The sequence below is a fragment of the Vagococcus fluvialis genome (assembly GCF_003337315.1).
GTDB classification, from domain to species: Bacteria; Bacillota; Bacilli; order Lactobacillales; family Vagococcaceae; genus Vagococcus; species Vagococcus fluvialis.
Genome location: NZ_QPJV01000007.1, coordinates 66061 through 84127 on the forward strand (window position 1 = coordinate 66061; position 18067 = coordinate 84127).

Consider the following 18067-nt stretch of genomic DNA (forward strand, 5'->3'; position numbering starts at 1 on the left):
TTTTAATGAAATTATTGATTCTTAATGATGTTTGAAAGCTCTAATATAGTTTTATTTACTTTTTGAAGAAGTTGATTGTAGTCATATGATTCTGAATTTAGTGGCTCATAAATAAATTGATAAGAATATCGCCCTTCATTTAGTCCGCTGGTATAGAAAAGTAAATCTAAACTGTTTATTTCATTAATATCAATAAGTAAATGGTTGAAATTGAAATCATTTTTAATATCTTCTAAGGGTAACTCTATTTTTTTATTATTTAAAATGAGTTGAAAACTGAGAAGTTCACTGAATTCAAACAATTGAATTTGACCTTGAAATTTAAATAGTTGGTTAATTGAATCGACTTTTAAATCTCCTATTTCCTTTGTGGGAGAGAAGATAGTTGCTCTCGATTTGTTCTTTTCCTTAAGGGCTTGAAAGCTAATATTTAATTTTTTATTTTCATTATAAACACTATAAACTTTCCAGATGATGTATAAAACAAAAAAAGTTAGTAAAAGCGGGAAAATAATTTTTGGCATAATAAAACCTTCTTTTTAGAATTGATTATTCTTATTATAGCACTACTTTTACCAAGACTTAACTAGTTGCTTTTGATAAAATTTATTGTTAAACTGAATTATCAATTAAATAACCAAACTATGAAGAGTTGAGGTAGTGATACGACACAATGACCTCACAGCAACGTGCTTATTTGTAACGTGCTCCAGTCGTAAATCCATGGTGAGTCCTAGTTTAGCTCACTTCATAAGTGGCTATTTTTTTTGATAAAAATTAAAGGACGAGGTGTATTTATGTTTTTAAAGGTAGAGAATAAAATTATTAAGGCACAAATGTTATCAGAAACAGAGTTAATCCTGTATTTTCATGAGTTATGTCAACAAGCAAAAGGAAATCCGTGGCGCGGAGTAGAGTTTTACACGGCAAAAGAAGTTTTAGAGGAATTGTCAGGCTCTAAGTTTTGTTCAGAAATGAAGAAAGAATTAGAAAAAATTAAACGTTACAGAGAAAAAGAAGTAGCTGATCCTGCAAATGAGCCAATGGTGACTAATTGGGCTAGTGCGATGGCAAGACACTATAGAAAAAATCAAAACTAGCGATTAGTATTGTTTAATGATACATTTAATAAATAGAGAAAGATTAGGAGATGATAATATGAAGATTGGTGTCGTTGGATTAGGCGGTATCTTTAAGAAAGCCTATTTACCAGTAATTTCTGCAAATAGAAAAAATGTTGATTATTATTTTGCTAGTCAAAATGAAGCAACTAAAAACATGTTAAGAGATAAGTACGGTTTTACTCATTTTTGTGAAACTTTAGATGATTTAATTAAATTAGAAGTAGATGCTGTTTTCATACATGCAGCAACTGTCGCTCATTTTAAAACAGCCAAACAAGTGTTAGAAGCAGGTATTCATGTGTTTATGGATAAACCTTTAAGTGAAGAATTTGAAGAAACAAAAGAGTTACTTAACCTAGCAAAAGAGCATGGTGTTGAATTAATGGTTGGTTTCAACCGCCGATTTGTCCCAAGTGTAGAACATATTTTTTCTCAAGATAATAAACGTGTTATTTATCTGGAAAAAAATAGAGCTTTTGCAGAACAAGAAACAAAATTCGCGATTAATGATATGTTTTTACATCTAGTGGATACAGCTGTTTATTTATTGGATAGTCCAGATATTAAGATTGTGTCATCTAAACTAGTCGCAGAGAGCAGCTTAGACTATGTGACATTACAACTTGAAGCTGGAAACACAACTGCCATTGTTTCTATGGATATGAAGAGTGGAGCTCATACGGAAATTTTTAGAAGTACTTCTATAGATGGCATTATCCAAGTCACTAATTTAGGTGAAACAACAATTGAAACGCCAAAAGAAGTGAAAAAGCTAAACACATCTGATTGGACGCCAACTTTAGTTACACGTGGATTTGATTCCATGGTTAAAGCTTTTTTAAACTTTTTAGAAACAGGTGATACATCAAATTTACGTCAGGATAATGTTTTATTAAGCCATGAGATATGTAAAAAAGTGTTAGAAAAATAGAGTTGTATCACTATTTAAGAGGTAAGGGTAACTCCTTATCTCTTTTTGATTTATTATGAAGCTTAATGGAATAGGTGGTAAAATAGAGTTGAGATTCCCAAAGAAAAAGGAAGTGATAAAAGATGACGGAAAAAAGAGAGTTAACCGTTTTAGATTCATTTATAATAAATAATCCGAAAAATAAAAGACGACGACGAAATAAAATTATTGTTGAAAATGAAAGTTTTGAGCTTATTTACGACGTGAAACAACAAGAAATTCAGGTGGCTAAAAAGGATGATTTATACTTCTCTATTATTCCTTATGATACCTCTCGTAAATATATTGAAACAGCGGTATTAATGTTTATTGAAAAGCCAGAGTTTTTGGATGAGTATCTAAAAAAACACACAGATAATCTTAAAACTTATGTTAAACTCGCTCTTTTTCAAGTCACGGGTAAACGATTTGAAGATAATAGTCTAGAAGTACTAAATGAATTAAGCTACCTTGAAACAGATATTTATTTTAAAATCCAAGTAGTTGGTCGCTTGCTTCAACATGATGAAACAGGTCCCTTATCAGCAACACTTCCTTATAAATTTTTATATCACTTTAATTTAAAAACAGGGATTCATGGTTATATCAAAGAATGGCTCATTTTTTTAGGTGAAACGTCTAAACAAGTACCTTTTACTTTAGAGGGAAATCGCCCAATGTTACTCGAAGAAAAGAGTAAGGAAAAGATTAACCAAGAAGACTACGCTTTAGTATTAGCAGCTAATATGAAAGGTCTAACTTTGCGAAAAAGTGAATTATCAACTACTCAATTAAATGAACTAATGACTATTAGAAAAGACTACAAACCGCAAAGTAAACACCCTAGTGAAATTGCTCAGTATTTTGATATTGTTCATCCAAATAAAACAGACAATCTAATTAACGTAGTATCAGACATACATAGTACGATGACTAATATTCCTTTAGAGTCACCTAATTTTAATATTATTGCAGGTGATTTAGTAGATGGACTGTCAGAAGTTACAGTTCAAAATCAAGATTTAAAAGGGATTGCTGTGATAGGAAATCATGATATTGTTCGTTGTGCAAAAGCTATAGGTGATTCTTTTTCAGATGAGTTATTAAAAGCTCTAACAAGTACTACAGATATTGATTATTCTGTTATTAAAGTAGATGATAAAAAATTATATACAACTTGTAAAAAGTATTTAGAAAGTCAGTTTGAAAATCTAGTGTTCTTAAATAATGAGAGCTATGAATTTCAAGGTATTCGCTATATTGGTTTATCAATCCCTGTCAGCTATGTTAAAGAAAGATATTTAGTCCAAACCATATTAGCTAAAACATTAAAAAAATTATTAGGGAAAGATAAAGAAATGCCAACAGTCATAGTCAGTCACGCACCATTATTTAATGAATTAAATTTACTTTCTAAGACAAGTTCAAGTTATGTAAAAGAGTTTACTTGCGTTAATCAAGAACTTGAAACTTTATTTAGAGAGTATCATATATTAGGTGTGATTCATGGTCACCATCATATACCAGCTTCATCAGGAGTTCTTGATTTTAGAGAATTTGCTGGGAAAGAATTCTTTGTTTTATGTTCGATTTATTCAAGTATTAATATGGGATTTGACCTTGAGCCCGTTTTAGCTCAGTTAATTAAGAAAGGTAAGTGATAAATATGCTAGAAAATATTATTTTAGGTGCAGTTTTGTTACTTATTTTAGCAATTGCTATCCTTTGTTTTGTTGCTGGCTTTAAATTTAAGCAAGGAAAGTGGCTAATGCTAATAGCTGGCTACAATGAATTTGATAAAGAAACTCGAGATAAGATGGATAGTGAGAAAATCGGCAAAGAAACAGGAAATATTAGTATCGTTACAGGGATATTGATTATATTGTTTACTCTTATCGTATGGGCAAGTTCTTATATTCCTTTTTTTCAACAAACAGAAAATGCTTTATTACTGATTCTTTTGCCTACTGGTATTTTTATTTATTGGATTTTGAAACATGTTTAAAAATCTAGTGATTATTACAAGAAATTTAAGTAGAAAGTAAGCATGTATAAAAGTAAAAAACACTTGTATGTTAATATGGAAGTATAACTTTTATACTGAGGAGATGTCTCATTGAAATTGTAAAAACGTGTTTATTAACTAATTTTTCAATGAAACACTAGATTTTTACCAAACCAAGTTAGGTTTTACAATAAAAAATCAAACAGCAACAACTTTTGAAGTTAGAATTGGAGAAGACTTAATCGAATTTACTAAGTCACATTTAGAAGAAGCTCCTTTTTATCATTTTGCTTTTGATATTCCAGCAGGTAGTTTTGAGGAAGCCAAGCAATGGTTATAAAGAAAAGTAGATTTATCAACTGAAGGTGGCAATGACCAAATAACTTTTGATATTTTAGATTCTAGTTCAGTTTATTTCGAAGATTCTTCTGGAAATATTGTTGAGTTCATAGAAAGAAGAAAAACAAATCCAAAAAGTGATGTTGAGTTTTCAGCTAAAAGTATTCAAGGTATTTCTGAGATGAGTTTCATCGTTGATGAAAAACTTGAAGTAGCTAATTAGCTTTTAAATTATGACATTAAAGGAATGTTTAACAGTGAAGTCAAAATAGATGGCTTATCATTTATGACGGATCAAGAAAATAAAGTTTTTATCTTATTGGTTAACCCTGGAAGGAAATGGTTATTTTCTGAGAAAAAATCTAAAATCTTTGAACAGGAAATTATATTAGATTCAGGCTTAATCTTAAAAATTGATAATGAAAATAATGTGATATTAAAAAATAATCTTTAGGAGTAGATGGAATGAGATATAATATGCAAACAACTCATGCAAAGACTTTTAGTTAAAAGTTGGTGATACTTTGCATGGGGTAAAAAGTTACTAATCACCCAACTCAACTTTAAGCTTTGCAACCCTTATAAAAAAAGATATAAGGAGTGCTAAAAGCATGGAGTATAAAAAAGCAGAAGAGATTTTACCAAAAGAATTATTGAAGGAAATACAAAATTATATACAAGGAGCCACTCTTTATATTCCAAAAGAAACTTATCATGAGTGGGGAGAAAAAAGTGGTATAAAAGATAAATTACATAAAAGAAATCAATTAATAAAAGAAAAATTTCAACAAGGAAACCCAATCCAGAGTTTAGCAAATGATTTTTATTTATCAGAAGAGACGATTAAAAAAATTGTTTATAAAAAATAGGAATAGGCATAGTTTGATTATAGTCAAACTATTCCTATTTTTTTGAAAGAAAGTGATTTATGATAAGTTAAGTAAGGAGGTTTTTATGAAATGAAAAATAAACAGATTTACTTAAGAAAAATTAGAATAGAAGATGCTTTGGCTTATCAGGAAAGTACGACAAACGAAGAAATTCGTTATATGACAGGAACACCAAGAGAATATACGTTAGAAGAAATAAAAACTCATCTTAAAAGAATTATAGAAGACACATCAAGAGAAGACTATGCCATTTGTTTAAATGAAACTAAGCAGATGATTGGTGAGTTATCGATTTTAGATATTGATTCTCCTAATCACGCAGCTGTTTTTAGAATATCTATGAATCATACGAACCATACAGGAAAAGGTTTTGGAACAGAAGCGATGGAATTAATTATCAACTATGTATTTAATGACTTGAAATTAAATAGACTACAATTAGAAGTTTTTAGCCATAATGTAAGAGGCATTAGCGCGTATGAAAAAGTAGGATTTATCAAAGAAGGCATCTTAAGAGAAGCCCTATTTTATCAAGGAAACTATTCAGATGAAATAATTATGTCAATCTTAAAAAGTGACTTAGAAAAAGGTTAGTAGCCTGTTTTGATAGCAAACAATGAGCTACTTTCTTTTTAATATATGTGCTAAACTTTTAATGAAAGAAAAATAGCTAGTTAAAGTCTAGAGCTGAGAGGAAGAAGTTCAGTGATTCAAATTGAGAGACGTATTGTAAATGGTTTACCCTATTTGGAAATTGTAAAAAAAGAACTAAAAGATAAAGAATTACCAACTGTTTTTTTCTATCATGGTTGGACAAACTGTAAGGAATCAGTTTTAGTCAATGGTTACGAAGTTGCTCAAAAAGATATGCGGGGGATTATTCCTGATGCGATGTTTCACGGGGAGCGAAATGATGGTTTACCGATTAAGGAGCATTTTGAAGATTTTGCTAATATTGTTATGGGAAGTGTAGATGAATTTCCGATTATTCTAGCAGACTTAGTAAATAGAAAAGTAACTGATCCAAAACGAGTGGGTGTGACAGGTCTTTCAATGGGTGGTATTACAACTTGTGGGATTATGACGAAACATGAAAATGTTAAGGCAGCAGATTGTTTAATGGGAGCACCTAACTTTCATGATTTTGTTGAGATGGTAGCCAAACTTGCTTTTGAAGTTGATGAGTTACCTGAAGAAACTCAAAAAGATTTTTTAAAAATGAAAGTATATGATTTGTCACTTCAGCCAGAAAAAATTGCTAAAAGACCTATGCATTTTTGGCATGGTGAGAAAGATGACATGGTTCCTTATCAACCAACGTTTGATTTTTATCAAGATCATAAAAAGACAGAATACGGTAAAAATATGACTTTTACAACAACAGATGATGGACATAGAGTGCCTTATCATATCACACAAGAAATGGCTGAGTATTTTTCAAAAGTCTTATAAAACGGATTAGAAGGTAGCCTTGCTATGGAGACCTTCTTTTTAGTACAATGGTGTTAAGAATAAGTAACTAGTAAAAGGATGAAGAGATATGAAGAAAGTAATGCTCATTTTTGGTACTAGACCTGAGGCAATTAAAATGGGACCTCTTGTTAAAGAATTAGAAAAGCATCATGACATAGAAACTATTGTCTGCGTAACTGGTCAACACAGAGAAATGCTAGATCAAGTATTAAGTATTTTTGATATTGTTCCTCAATACGATTTAGAAATTATGAAACATAAACAAGATTTATTTGACGTAACAATTAATATTTTAGAGAAAATAAAACCTGTTTTGGAAAAAGAAAATCCTGATATGGTTTTAGTCCATGGAGATACAAGTACTACCTATGCTGCAGGATTAGCAAGTTTTTACCTAAGAATTCCAGTAGGACATGTTGAGGCAGGTTTAAGAACGCATAATATTTATTCTCCTTATCCAGAGGAATTTAACCGTCAATCAGTGGGCTTATTTTCAGCGTTAAATTTTGCACCAACAAAAAAAGCAGCTCAAAATTTATTAGATGAAGGTAAGACAGCCAGTTCAATTTATGTGACAGGAAATACAGCGATTGATGCCTTAAAAACCACAGTTAGAGAAGACTACACCAGCCCAATTATTGAGTGGGCAAATGATAGTAAGTTAATTGTTTTAACAGCTCATAGAAGAGAAAATTACGGTGAACCAATGAGACACATGTTTCAAGCAATTAAACGAATTGTTGATGAGCATGAAGATATTAAAGTAGTTTATCCGATTCATATGAATCCAATGATTAAGGAATTAGCAGATGAGATTTTTACAGAGACTAAACGTGTGAAAATTATTCCGCCAATGGAAGTCGTTGATTTCCATAACTTATTAGCCAAAAGTCATATTATTCTAACGGACAGTGGTGGTATTCAAGAGGAAGCTCCTTCTTTAGGAAAACCAGTTTTAGTCATGCGTGATACAACAGAGCGACCAGAAGGTATTGAAGCTGGCACTCTAAAACTTGTTGGAACAGAGGAAGAAGTCATTTATGAACATTTCAAGGAACTGTTAGAAAATAAAGTGTTATATAAAGAGATGTCTGAGGCAAGCAACCCGTACGGTGATGGTACTGCTTCTGAACAAATTGTAACTATTTTAAAAGAAAAATTATAAAAATGTCTAAAAACATTACTAGCTAAAAAAAGTTAGTAGTGTTTTTTTATTATTGTTTAATTTGTTACATAAAATCTTTAATTTGAACATTAATAGTTAAAAATGAAAGCGTTATACTTTATGGTGTATACTATTTGAAGTAATTTAGGAGGAGACAGATGAAACAATCATATTTAAAATGTACCTCAGCAATGGTACTTTTAACAGCAACAACTGTAGGTCTTGCAGCCTGTAGTCAAGGTGAAGACAAGTCAGGAGTTATTAAATATTCTGAAACAGAAAAGGCGACAATGGATAAAGGAATGGATAATCAGCCAGAGTCTTCTTACTGGTTCCCAGAAGATTTATTAGCTTGGAGTTTTGAAAAAGATCCAGATGCAAAATATAATGTTAGTCAAGTACCGCTTGCTAAAAGAGTTGATAAAAAAGAATTACCTAAAGCTAATGAAACTCAAAATGAAGAGATGAAAGTCGTTGCACTTTCGATTATGAATAGCAGTACTAGTGGAAATGCACCTCGTGGTTTAAATAATTTTGATGCAAATGTTTTCTCAAATTGGCAATATGTGGATCAATTAGTTTATTGGGGTGGCTCATCTGGTGAAGGTATTATAGTACCACCAAGTCCAGATGTCATTGATGCTGCTCATAAAAATGGTGTCCCTGTTTTAGGAACTATTTTCTTTCCTCAAACAGCACACGGCGGAAAAATCGACTGGCTAGATACTTTCTTAGAAAAAGATGCCAATGGAGAATTTCCGATTGTTGATAAAATGATTGAAGTAGCTAATGTATATGGTTTTGATGGGTGGTTTATTAATCAAGAAACAGATACAGAAGTGACAAGTTTTGATGACGCTAAAGAAGGTAAAAAAGAAGAAGCTCCTGCAGAAGGTGAATTAACTAAAGAACATGCTGATTTAATGCAAGAATTAATCGCTGAATTTAAGAAAAAAGCTGGCGATCAGCAAGATATTATGTGGTATGATTCGATGACTTCAGAAGGTAAGATGGATTGGCAAAATGCTTTAACTGATAAAAATAAAGCTTATATGGTTGATGCTGACATGAAACCTTTATCAGATAGTATGTTCTTAAACTTCTGGTGGAGTACTGACGAACTTGCTAAGGATGAGCTACTGAAAAAATCAAATGAAAAAGCAAAAGAAATGGATGTTAATCCATATGATTTATTTGCAGGAATTGATGTTCAAGAAAATGGTTATGCAACTGATGTCAAATGGGACTTATTTACAGATAAAGAAGGAAAACCACTGACATCTCTTGGACTTTATGTGCCGTCATGGACATACGCTTCATCAAGTTCACCAGATGAATTTCAAGAAAAAGAAAATATTTTTTGGGTTAACAATGAGCAAGATGCGACAAAAGGTAAATTACCAGAAGCAGAGGAATGGCCAGGAATCTCAACTTTTGCTGTTGAACAAACAGCTATTACCAGTTTACCATTCACAACAAATTTCAACTTAGGTAATGGATATAATTACTTTATTGATGGCCAAAAAGTTTCAAGTATGGAATGGAATAACCGCAGTATGCAAGATGTTATGCCAACTCATCGCTGGAATTTTGAACATGGGAAAGATAATAATCTAAATGTGACAATGGACTATACAGATGCTTATCAAGGTGGAAATTCATTAAAACTACGCGGAAATATGAATAAAAAAGAAGCTAGTAGTATGAAACTTTATGAAACACGCTTAGAGTTTGATAAAGAAACAACTTTTACAACCACTGCAAAAGCATCTGAAAAAACAGATTTAAACCTTACTTTAAGTTATGATGATGGAAAAACAGAGACGTTTAAAGGTGATAAGGCAGTTGAAGCCGATTGGACAACCATAACTTTTGATGTGAAAAAAGCTGCTGGAAAAACAGTAACAGCTATTGATTACGAATTAGTTTCCCAAGAGTCAAGTGATACTTATGAATTTAAATTTGGTCAACTCGCTGTTAAGCCCAAAATGAAAAACGAATTACTTTCAGTGAGTGGTTTAGAAATTGAAGATGCGATTTTTGATGAGGAAGAAAGTAATTATGCTGGAGTGAGATTAATCTGGGATGAGATTGAGTCTGATTTACTAGTTTCTTATGAAATTTACCGAGTGAATGACGATAAAACTCGATCATTCTTAGGAACAACGGTTTCAAATAACTTTTATATCAACGGACTTAGCAGACAAGAAAAAGTAACTAAAACGAATTTTGAAGTAGTGGCAGTTAACAAAAATGGCGAACGTGGTAAAGCTTCAAAAGCTGTAATAATGGAGTGGCCTGACAATACAGTTCCTAAAGCTTCATTTACTGCTTCACGTACGTTAATAGCCCCTGGTGAAAAAGTAACCTTTACAAACACATCTTCAACTAATACAGATAGTGTGGAGTGGGAATTCACTGGTGGAGATATTGAAACAAGTGATGAGAATGAAGTTACTGTAACATTTAGTAAGCCAGGAACTTATACAGTAAAAATGGTTGCTAAAAACGATTCAGGTGAAACGCCAATTGAAATGGAAAATCTAATCACAGTTGATGATAAAGCAAAAGGTGATTTAGTTATATTATCTCAAGGTGCTAAAGCTGAAGCATCATCATTTGTTAATGACGGAGAAGCTCCAGAATTTGCTCTTGATGGAAAACTTGATACTAAATGGTGTGCAACTGGAAACCCACCGCATAATATTACAATTGATTTAGGTGAAGTGAAAACAATTAGTGAAGTACATATTGCACATGCTGAAGCTGGTGGTGAAGCTCCAGATATGAATACAAGAGCTTACACGATTGAAGTCAGTGAAGATGGTAAAGAATTTACTCAAGTGACACGCATTATTAATAATGAAAAAGGTGAAACAGTAGATACGTTTGCAGCAACTAAAGCTCAATTTGTGAGATTTACTTCTGATAAACCAACCCAAGGAGCAGATTCTGCTGTCAGAATTTACGAAATTGGTGTTTACGGATTAAAATAATATCATGTGAAAAGAGACTGATAATTTGTAGTCTCTTTTTTTATTAATGAAAAATGGTATAGTTACTAGTGTTTGTTAACTAAACAATTTTAAAACGAACTGTAAAACGGTTACGCAAATTTAATGTAAAGTTTTTTTGTTATCTATACATTAAATAACAAATATTTTTTATTTTTACAATAACTATATAGTTACTTTACAATACTATGATATACTCTGCCTGTATCAAAAAAAAGGAGAGAAAAGAATGAAGCAAATTAAGTTACATCAAATGATACTAGCAGCTATTTCAGGTGCAGTATTATTCACAGTTCCAGTAGGAGCAGAAAATGCGTTAGATCCGGCTCCGGAGATAAAACCGGCCCAAGCGAATGGACAAAAGGTATTGTTTGATAATACTCATGCGCAGACGGCTGGAGCAGCTGATTGGGTAATTGATGGAGCGTTTTCAGACTTTGGAAATGGTTTGGCAGAGAAAGGATTTTACGTAAAAGAACTACGTAAAAAGACACCAATTACTTTAGAAGATTTAAAAGGTTATGATGTCTTTGTTTTGCCAGAAGCGAACGTTCCGTATAAAGTGTCTGAACAGAATGCAATTGAAGAATATGTAGCAAATGGTGGAGCTGTATTTTATATTAGTGACCACTATAATGCTGATAGAAATAAAAATAGAATTGATGCTAGTGAAGCATTCAATGGCTATCGTCGCGGCGCTTTTGAAAATATGACGAAAGATATGTCAACTGAAGAGAAAAACTCTGAAGCTATGCAAGGAGTTGAAAGTAGTGACTGGCTAAGTGAAACGTTTGGTGTAAGGTTTAGATATAATGGTCTAGATAATATTAACGATAGTAGTAAGTGGATTTTACATGATGCTTTTGGAATTTTAGAGGGCGTTCAATCAGTGGGACTTCATGCTGGTTCAACAGTAGCAATTACTGATCCAACTCGTGCTAAAGGTTTAATCTATCCACCTACTGGATTAACAAGCTCAGCTAATAAATGGGGACCAGCTGTAGACCAAGGTGTTTATAATGGCGGTGGTGTTGAAGAAGGTGCTTATGTAGCTATTAGTAAGAAAGAAAAAGGAAAAGCTGCTTTTATTGGAGATTCATCTCCTGTAGAAGATTCTACACCTAAATATTTACGTGATGAAAATGGAAAAGCTAAAAAAACTTATGATGGTTGGAAAGAAAAAGATGATGCAAGGTTATTAGTGAATCTTGTTGAATGGTTAAGCCAAAAAGAAGACTATGATACATTTGATAAAATGGGTATCCAACTATCATCAAAAACAGTCTTACATGATTTTGAAGAACCATCTAAAAGTACTGAGCCTCAAAAAGAACCATGGGCTGCACCAGCTGCTGGATACAAGTGGTATGATGAAAGTACTTTTGCACCAGGAAGCTACGGTTCAACGTCAAATGCAGAAATTCCTTCAACAGGGAAAGTCTCTCTTGTAGTAGATGCTAAACCAGAGGCTAAAAAAGAAAATAAAGCCATTGTAAAAGTAACAGGTTTAGCACCAAATGCAGTAGCTGATGGTTATCAATTAGGTTTGTATACTCCTACTGCTCAAAATGGATTCACTCAAGGTTCACAAGTGGCTAAGACAAAAGTTGGCGATGGTCAGTGGTTACCAATTGGTTATTCTGAGAAATTTAGCGTTAAAGCTGATAATCAAGGAAATGCTGAACAAGTCGTTTACTTTAGCACTGAATTTGAAGGGAATTATAATATTCGTGTGAAACAAAATAAAGATAATATTATAACAAACCCAATTACTATTTTACCACTCAGTGAAACGCCAGTAGATCCAGAAGTACCAACAGATGATGCTAACTATAATGTTAAAGGCGAAATTGTTTTTGAGAAAAATGATGAATCAGTTAAACCGATTGACCCTGAAAATCCAAAAGAAGATATGACGCCACTTAATCCAGATGGCTCAGAAGCAACTAGTTCGGCAGGTGGTTTATTATCTGTAGACTACGCATCAAGTTTTGCATTTGGTAAACAAAGTATTGAGAATAAAAATATGCTTTACGGGGCACAACCACAACAATTTAAAACTAGTGATACTTTAAGAGGTAACTATGTTCAAGTTAGTGATCGTCGTGGAACAAATGCTGGTTGGGTATTAAGTATTGTTCAAAACGACCAATTTAAAACAGCTAAAAATGATGTTTTAACAGGTGCAAAATTATACTTAGGGAACGGTGCTTTAAACTCGCCTAATATGACTGAAGAAGGGTTTAAACCTGAATTAGCTCCTGTGAATTTTGTTAAAGATTTATCTTTAGCGTCTGAAAAAGTAACTGGTGGCTTAGAGTTGATTCCAGGGCAAACAAGTATTATCATGTCTGCTGACAAAGGAAAAGGAACTGGGACTTGGACATTATCGTATGGACAAACTAAAGATAAAAACATTGGTGTAATGGGGGCAAATGAACCAGCTAAAGCATCAGTTCTATTATCGATTCCAAGTTCATCAAATCCTGTTTCATCAAGTTATGAATCTACATTAACTTACAGATTATCTATGGTTCCGACTCCTTAAGAGATTAAAAGTTTAAGAAGTTGTAACGCATTAGTTATCAATAAGGGGCTGTGGTATAAGTTTTTACTTATGTCACAGACTCTTTTTATAGTTATCTATTATATATTAGTGATTACAAAAATTTATGTGACGAGTTATGGAAGGGAAAACAAATGAACTTTTTAAAAAAAATAATACTCTTTGGAATTATTATGGTGACAAGCATTTTAGGATTTAGCCTGAGTGTAAATGCGAATGAGGTTGGGTTTTCTGTAGAACCTGTTTTGCCAAACAATCAGATAGATGCTCAAAGTGGCTATTTTCATCTTTTGATGAAACAAGGTGACTCTCAAAAACTCCAAGTTAAATTGAAAAACACAAAAGATCAAGAAGTGAAGTTAACTGCTTGGGTAGCAAGTGCTAAAACGAATGTGAATGGAGTTGTTGATTATAGCGACAATAAGAGTGAAGTAGATGACTCTTTGCAACATGATTTGTCCCAATTAGTAGAAATCGAAAAAGATATTGTTCTTCCTCCAAACTCAGAAAAAATAATTGATGTAATAGTTAAGATGCCAGAAGCTAGAGTCGAAGGTATTATTGCTGGTGGATTGACTTTTGAAGAAAAAAAAGCGAGTGAAACTGAAAATATCTCAAGTCAAACAGGGATTAAAAATAAATTTTCTTATGTGATTGCACTTTTGATTCAACAAGAAAAAGAAATTACTATTGAACCAGAATTGTCAATTGGGAAAGTAGAACCTACTCAGCTTAATACTAAAAGTGCCATTTCAGCAGAAATCCGAAATGTTACAAGTGTCTTTTTGAATAATATGTCTATAGCCGTTAAAATAACAGATAAAAATTCAAAGGAAGTTATCTTTGAAGAAGATAAAACAAATTTACAAATGGCACCAAATACAACAATGAATTTCCCATTATTTTTAAATGGTAAAAAACTAGAGCCAGGCAAATATCATTATGAAGCTTTTATTAGTGGGACAAATGGTAGTGATGAAGCAGACTCGAAAGAATGGGAATTATCATCAGATTTTACAATTGAAAAAGAAGTTGCGAAAGAATTAAATAAAACTGACACGCAACAAAAAGATGAGAAAACTTTAAGTTGGTGGGTATGGCTATTAATTATTTCTAATATCTTGTTAGTGGTTGCCTTAGTTACTTTTTTAGTATTAAAAAATAAAAAAAGTAAAAAAGCTCAAAAGAAAAAGAAACGTAAGAAGAAAAAGAAAAAATAAAAAGTGTGCTGTTGATATAAGTTGAGTGCTTATATCAACAGTTTTTTGTTTAATTACTTATTTTTTATTAAGAGAATATGAATTTTTTGTAAAACCCTACTTTTGTCTGATGAATTTCATTTCAGGGATTGGTACAATGAATAGTAGCTGATATAGCTAATGGAGGTTTTTATGAAAAAAATAAAATTATTAACTTTAGGAGCCCTACTATTTACATCTTTTGGACTTAGTACACAGGTTTTTGCTGATGAAAAAGCAAAAGATGAAGGTTGGGATGTACCTAATATTGCTTTAGGAAATGGTTTAAGCGAGGCTGAACAAGAAAAAACGAGAGAAATCTTGTTGAAAGATTTAGGAAGTGTTAAAGAATTAAAAGGTATTGATACAAAAAAACATAATGATTATATTGTAGATGGAAATGACCTAGTTAAATATGTAACAGATGTTCCAGAATTTACAAGTAGTTCAAAAGCTTATTCAAGTGCTTTGATTGCTAGAATAAAATCTGGTACTGGAGTTACAGTTGACATTGTGACACCTGAAAATATTACAGCACGTACAGAAGCGATGTATCGTTCAGCTGCTATTACGAGCGGTGTTTATGATGCTTATATTCGTATAGGTAGTGTCAGAACTATGGATGGAAGTGGAGCTTTGGCTGCTATTTACAAAATTTATGATGAAGTAGATCCGGCATCTGATGAAACAGACCAAAAAAGTCGTGATGAAAAACGGGAAGTAGCACAAGATCAAATGCAAGTTGTAGCAGGAATTGATGCGGCGAATCAGGATAACTCAGATTATTCATCTGAAAATATCTTAGTGATGTTAGCTGATGTTCAATTAGAATTACAAAAAATCAATGATAAGTTAAATAAATTATCAGAAGATGAGAGAGTAAAAGAAGTTCAAACCGTTGTTGTGCAACAAATCAATAATAGTGGCTTACAAGACGCGATTTCCCCTAGTCAACAAGAAGAAATTGTTAATAATATGGTAGCCTTTACTCATACGGATGGTCTTAATGATTCAGAGATGACAAAACAACTAACTGGCTTTAAAGATGATCTAGTAAAAAATGGTAAAGAATTTAAAGATAATTTATTATCTGATGAAAATGTAGAAAAAGCTAAAACAGGATTTGCTAAATTCTGGCAAGGAATCAAAGATTTCTTTGGTAATTTATTTAAATAAACTTTTGAAGAGGCTGATATACGTCAGTCTCTTTTATTTGTCTTAAACTATCTTTATTTTATCATCCCTTTTTTAATCCATAATAATTGAAACAATTAATTCATAAAGGTATGATGAATTTATCAAATAATGAGGAGAAACCTGATGAAAGAAATCGATGATTATTTAGCTAATGTTGATGAAAAAAGACAAGCTGCTTTTAGAAAACTATACGAAACAGTTAAGGATAATTTACCAGTTGGGTTTGAAGAGAATTTTCAATATAATATGATTAGTTTTGTTGTGCCTCTGAGCACTTACCCTAAAGGTTATCTCAATCGGGAAGATGAACCAGTTCCTTTTATTTCTCTTGCAGCTCAAAAAAATCATATCGCCCTTTATCATATGGGGATTATGGGAAATAAAACTCTCTTAGCTTGGTTTGAAGAGGAGTATCAAAAACAAGTTCCAACTAAATTAAATATGGGGAAAAGCTGTATTCGAATGACAAATGTCAAAAATATTCCATATGAACTTTTAGGTGAATTAGCTTCTAAAATGACTTTAGAAGAATGGCTTCAAAATTATAAAAAATACACCAACAAATAGGAGAGAATTTAAATGAAAACTTATGAATTTGAGAGCCAAATTTATGTATCTGAAGTTGGTAAAGGTGGGGCTTATGTCATTTTTCCGTATGATTTGAGAAAAGAGTTTGGTAAAGGTAGAGTTAAAGTTAAGGTTTCTTTTGAAGGGATTTTATATGAAGGTAGTATTGTTAATATGGGTGTAAAGCACTCTGATGGATCGATTTGTTACATTATTGGTATTAAGAAAGACATTAGAAAAGAATTGAATAAAGATGTCGGTGATACAGTGAAAGTAGAAGTTACACAAAAGGAGGTCTAGTAAATGGCGAATGATAGAATATTTAATATGACTTTTGCAAGTGTCTATCCTTTATACGTTAAAAAAGTTGAGAAAAAAGGGCGTACAAAAGAAGAATTAGACCAAGTGATTGAGTGGTTAACAGGTTATAAGAAAGAGTCTTTACAAGAAGTTGTTGATAATGAGTTAACTTTTACGGAGTTTTTTGAAAAAGCTCCTGTTTTTAATGAGAATGCCTCTTTGATCAAAGGTGTTATTTGTGGCTATAGAGTGGAAGAAATAGAAGATCCTTTAATGCAAAAAATTCGTTATTTAGATAAGGTAGTTGATGAATTAGCAAAGGGAAAATCTTTAGAGAAGATTTTTAGAAAATAAGGGGTTATTTGCAATTTTTGTTAATTGGTATTACTATAGATAAAAGAGGAAGTTTTCTTATTTTTTAATAAGGAAACTTTTTTCGTTGAAAATAAAATAGGAGTTGTGTTTTTTGAGAATTGGAATGAGAAATATAAAGACAGGTTTGAGTGTCTTTGTGTGTATTTTAATTAGTTTCATTTTTAACCGAGATACATATGTGGTCTCATCGATTACGGCTGTTTTTACATTAAGGGAAGACATGTATAATACTTTAAGGTTTGGTAGACACCGTGTTGTGGGAAATGTAACAGGAGCGCTATTTTCAATTGTAGCTATCTTTATTTTTAAAACTTTTGGAAATGGAAAAAACGTTCAATTGATTGCTATACCGTTACTAATTGTTGCGTTAATTTGGTTTTTATCAGCAACTAAAAATTATGAGGGGACAGTTGGAGGCTGTGCAACTTTGTTAACGATTCTTTTTATGATTCCTGAGACTCAGTCCTATTCGTATGCACTTGCTAGAGTAGTTGATAGTTTTATTGGTATGTTTGTAGCTTTTGGAATTAATCACTTATTACCACATCCTAAAAACAAAATAATGAAACAGGCAGTAGACAATTTTGAGAAAAAATAATTCTTAAAATTGTTTTTTTTTGTATAACAAAAAGGCATCCATCTCTAAATAATGAAATGAATACCTTCGTCAATAGCTGGAATCTTCCACAGTTGATTACTCCTTAACTAGTTGATTTAAATTGTTTTTTGCTTCTTCAATAGTATTGCCTTGAGCTGAGATGTTTTCATTGTTTGCATCAAAAACAATAAAGATGTTAGCCTCAGTGTCTAAAGTAATACGATATTGAATTGCTTGATTGTTAAATACCATAATAATTCTCCTTTC

Annotated in this window: 19 protein-coding genes; 17 read left to right on the top strand and 2 right to left on the bottom strand. The window is 32.0% G+C overall.

Annotated elements, in window-relative coordinates:
• Positions 1-11: 11 nt before the first annotated feature.
• Entirely contained in the window at positions 12-524 is a 513-nt protein-coding gene (locus tag DFR54_RS08255) for a hypothetical protein (protein ID WP_114289813.1), read from the bottom strand.
• A gap of 273 nt (positions 525-797) precedes the next feature.
• Here DFR54_RS08255 and DFR54_RS08260 point away from each other — a divergent pair, with 273 nt between their 5' ends.
• From DFR54_RS08260 to DFR54_RS08335, 17 genes are all read left to right on the top strand, one after another.
• A complete protein-coding gene (locus DFR54_RS08260; RefSeq protein ID WP_114289814.1) occupies positions 798-1100 on the top strand; it encodes a hypothetical protein in 303 nt (100 codons plus the stop codon).
• A 58-nt stretch (positions 1101-1158) separates the two neighbouring features.
• Positions 1159-2055, top strand: a complete 897-nt coding sequence (locus DFR54_RS08265; protein ID WP_170126943.1) for a Gfo/Idh/MocA family protein — start codon at positions 1159-1161, stop codon at positions 2053-2055.
• A gap of 122 nt (positions 2056-2177) precedes the next feature.
• Positions 2178-3734 carry a metallophosphoesterase family protein gene (locus tag DFR54_RS08270; protein WP_114289816.1) on the top strand — a complete coding sequence of 519 codons (1557 nt, stop codon included), beginning with the start codon at positions 2178-2180 and terminating at the stop codon, positions 3732-3734.
• A 5-nt stretch (positions 3735-3739) separates the two neighbouring features.
• The gene (locus tag DFR54_RS08275; RefSeq protein ID WP_114289817.1) at positions 3740-4078 is read left to right on the top strand and encodes a DUF3784 domain-containing protein; all 339 of its coding nucleotides are present in this window, start codon (positions 3740-3742) and stop codon (positions 4076-4078) included.
• Between the two features lie 625 nt (positions 4079-4703).
• Complete coding sequence (locus tag DFR54_RS13230; RefSeq protein ID WP_170126944.1) at positions 4704-4871, top strand: hypothetical protein; 168 nt, start codon at positions 4704-4706, stop codon at positions 4869-4871.
• 139 nt (positions 4872-5010) lie between these two features.
• On the top strand, positions 5011-5286 hold the full coding sequence (locus DFR54_RS08280; RefSeq protein ID WP_346243194.1) for a CD3324 family protein: 276 nt from the start codon (positions 5011-5013) through the stop codon (positions 5284-5286).
• 90 nt (positions 5287-5376) lie between these two features.
• Complete coding sequence (locus DFR54_RS08285; RefSeq protein WP_114289819.1) at positions 5377-5901, top strand: GNAT family N-acetyltransferase; 525 nt, start codon at positions 5377-5379, stop codon at positions 5899-5901.
• 111 nt (positions 5902-6012) lie between these two features.
• A complete protein-coding gene (locus DFR54_RS08290) occupies positions 6013-6759 on the top strand; it encodes a prolyl oligopeptidase family serine peptidase (RefSeq protein ID WP_114289820.1) in 747 nt (248 codons plus the stop codon).
• Between the two features lie 88 nt (positions 6760-6847).
• Positions 6848-7945, top strand: coding sequence for a non-hydrolyzing UDP-N-acetylglucosamine 2-epimerase (wecB, locus tag DFR54_RS08295; protein WP_114289821.1), 1098 nt, complete (start codon positions 6848-6850; stop codon positions 7943-7945).
• Between the two features lie 158 nt (positions 7946-8103).
• Entirely contained in the window at positions 8104-10941 is a 2838-nt protein-coding gene (locus tag DFR54_RS08300; protein WP_114289822.1) for an endo-beta-N-acetylglucosaminidase, read from the top strand.
• Positions 10942-11188: 247 nt separating this feature from the next.
• Positions 11189-13507: a WxL domain-containing protein gene (locus tag DFR54_RS08305; RefSeq protein ID WP_114289823.1), complete on the top strand. Its 2319-nt coding sequence runs from the start codon at positions 11189-11191 to the stop codon at positions 13505-13507.
• A gap of 152 nt (positions 13508-13659) precedes the next feature.
• A complete protein-coding gene (locus DFR54_RS08310; RefSeq protein WP_114289824.1) occupies positions 13660-14745 on the top strand; it encodes a WxLIP family cell surface protein in 1086 nt (361 codons plus the stop codon).
• Between the two features lie 171 nt (positions 14746-14916).
• Positions 14917-15939, top strand: coding sequence for a DUF1002 domain-containing protein (locus DFR54_RS08315; RefSeq protein ID WP_170126945.1), 1023 nt, complete (start codon positions 14917-14919; stop codon positions 15937-15939).
• A gap of 144 nt (positions 15940-16083) precedes the next feature.
• The gene (locus tag DFR54_RS08320) at positions 16084-16527 is read left to right on the top strand and encodes a DUF1801 domain-containing protein (RefSeq protein ID WP_114289826.1); all 444 of its coding nucleotides are present in this window, start codon (positions 16084-16086) and stop codon (positions 16525-16527) included.
• Positions 16528-16539: 12 nt separating this feature from the next.
• Positions 16540-16827 (top strand): DUF1905 domain-containing protein, encoded by a 288-nt coding sequence (locus DFR54_RS08325; protein WP_114289827.1) that lies wholly within the window; start codon positions 16540-16542, stop codon positions 16825-16827.
• A 3-nt stretch (positions 16828-16830) separates the two neighbouring features.
• Positions 16831-17181, top strand: coding sequence for a DUF2200 domain-containing protein (locus tag DFR54_RS08330; protein WP_114289828.1), 351 nt, complete (start codon positions 16831-16833; stop codon positions 17179-17181).
• Positions 17182-17305: 124 nt separating this feature from the next.
• Complete coding sequence (locus DFR54_RS08335; RefSeq protein WP_207028175.1) at positions 17306-17800, top strand: FUSC family protein; 495 nt, start codon at positions 17306-17308, stop codon at positions 17798-17800.
• Positions 17801-17896: 96 nt separating this feature from the next.
• Here the strand turns inward: DFR54_RS08335 and DFR54_RS13235 are convergent, their stop codons facing one another.
• Positions 17897-18052, bottom strand: coding sequence for a hypothetical protein (locus tag DFR54_RS13235; protein ID WP_086342702.1), 156 nt, complete (start codon positions 18050-18052; stop codon positions 17897-17899).
• Positions 18053-18067: the final 15 nt, after the last annotated feature.